This is a genomic window from Arhodomonas sp. KWT (assembly GCF_010993615.1).
The window spans coordinates 9,673-11,550 of the sequence record NZ_WNXE01000091.1 but is presented as its reverse complement, the minus strand read 5'-3'; the positions used below and the strand labels follow the sequence as shown (position 1 = coordinate 11,550).

Genomic DNA, 1,878 nt, shown 5'->3' with positions numbered 1-1,878 from the left:
CGAGTCCGGCCAGATCGGCGCCCCGGTTGCGCCGTATCGAAGAGCAAAACAGGCCGCGGCCACGCGGCGACAGTCCTGAGGAGGAGAAAGCCCTATGTCGACGAATCTATTCAAGGTTACGCGCCGCGTCGCGCTCTCGCTGTGCGCCGTGGCCCTCACCGTCCCCGCCTTCGCCCCGGTCTCCGCCCGGGCGGCGGACAAGCCGGTCATCGCACTGTCGAACGCCTACTACGGTAATACCTGGCGCCGGCAGATGGTCGACTCCTTCGAGGCGGCGGCGAAGAAGGCCAAGGAGCAGGGGGTGATCGAGGACTACATCATCCTCAACGGCGACGGCTCGGTGAATCAGCAGATGTCCCAGATGGGCAGCCTGATACTCAAGGGCGTCGACGCGATCGCCATCGATGCCGCCTCCGAGTCAGCGCTCAACGGCGTTATCAAGAAGGCCTGCAGTGCCGGTGTGAAGGTGGTGGCCTTCGATTCGGTCGCCTCCGCACCATGCGCCTACAAGCTCAACTTCAGCTTCGTGAAGTACCAGGCGGATCTCGCCGAATACGTCGCGGACCGTCTCGACGGAGAAGGCAACGTCCTGGTCGTCCGCGGGGTGAAGGGTTCAGCCCCGGACCACGACATGTACAAGGGCCAGATGAGCGTGCTCAAGAAGTACCCGGACCTCAAGGTCGTGGGTACGGTGTACGGTCAGGCGACGGGCTCGGTGGCCCAGTCGGCGGTAGCAAACATCCTGCCGAGCCTCCCGCACGTCGATGCGGTGCTCACCCAGGGTGGCGGCGACGATTACGGTGTCGCCAAGGCCTTCGAGCAGTATGGCGGCGAGTACGCCGACGACATGCCGATCATCGTGGGCGGTGGCAGCTCGAACTTCATCCACTGGTGGGCCGATCGCCGCGAGAAGACCGGCTACAGCACGATCTCCAAGAACACCGCGCCCGGCATCGGCAGTGCCGCGTTCTGGCTCGCCTACGAGATCGAGCAGGGCGCAACGCCCCCGAAGACCATGCTCATGCCGGTGGCGACGGTCACCAACGACAACCTGGGCGAGTACAGGGACATGAAGCCTGGCGTCATCGTCAGTCCCGAGTACACGCACGACTGGGTCACCGGGCACCTGCTCGACAAGTGACCGGCTTGTGCCCGGTCACCCCGCGGGGTGACCGGGCCTACATGCATGCCCAGGAGCCGTTATGAGCCCCAGCGAGTCCCCACGCGATCCTTTCCCGGAAACAGCGACCGGGGAGACCGGTGCCGCGCATGCGGTATCGCCGTCCGGCCCCCCTGCGCCGAACGTCGTCGCCCTCGAGGGTGTTACCAAGGCCTACGGCCCGACGACGGCCAACCGCGACGTCGGCATCGTTCTCGCCGCCGGTGACGTCCTCGGCCTCGTCGGCGCCAACGGGGCCGGCAAGAGCACGCTGATGCGCATCCTCTGCGGCGTGACCGCGCCCGACCGGGGCAGTCTCGCGATTGCCGGCGTGCCGGTGGATTTCCAGCGCTTTTCGCCGCGGCACGCCCGGGTGCAGGGGATCCGGATCGTCCACCAGGAGCTGTCCCTGTGCACCAATCTGTCGGTCACGGAGAACTTCTTCCTCGAGGATGCCCGGATCGCCGGTGGCGGCCCCCTGTGGCACGCCCATTACGGGCGGCGCGCCCGCCGGAGCATCGACCGGGTCTTTCCGGACGCTGGCATCGATGTCCACGCGCGGGTCGGCGACCTGCCCATCGGGCAGCGGCAGATGGTGGAGATCGCCCGGGCCGCGAGTGATCCCAGCCTGCGGCTGCTCATCCTCGACGAGCCCACGTCGTCGCTGGACTCCGAGCGCAGCATGCAGCTGCGGCGGTACATGGAGGCGCGCTCCGGCG

2 protein-coding genes are annotated in these 1,878 nt (G+C 67.2%); both read left to right on the top strand.

Annotated features, from left to right (window positions below; all coding sequences use genetic code 11):
- Window positions 1–94 precede the first annotated feature (94 nt).
- On the top strand, window positions 95–1,141 hold the full coding sequence (locus G7A99_RS12750; RefSeq protein WP_163140686.1) for an ABC transporter substrate-binding protein: 1,047 nt from the start codon (window positions 95–97) through the stop codon (window positions 1,139–1,141).
- Between the two features lie 61 nt (window positions 1,142–1,202).
- The coding region (locus tag G7A99_RS25510) for an ATP-binding cassette domain-containing protein (protein ID WP_240466271.1) at window positions 1,203–1,878 on the top strand (676 nt) is incomplete at its 3' end.

Bases quoted from the DNA above. Each gene is read 5' to 3' on its own strand.
- G7A99_RS12750 (WP_163140686.1), top strand. From the start codon at position 95: ATGTCGACGAATCTATTCAAGGTTACGCGCCGCGTCGCGCTCTCGCTG.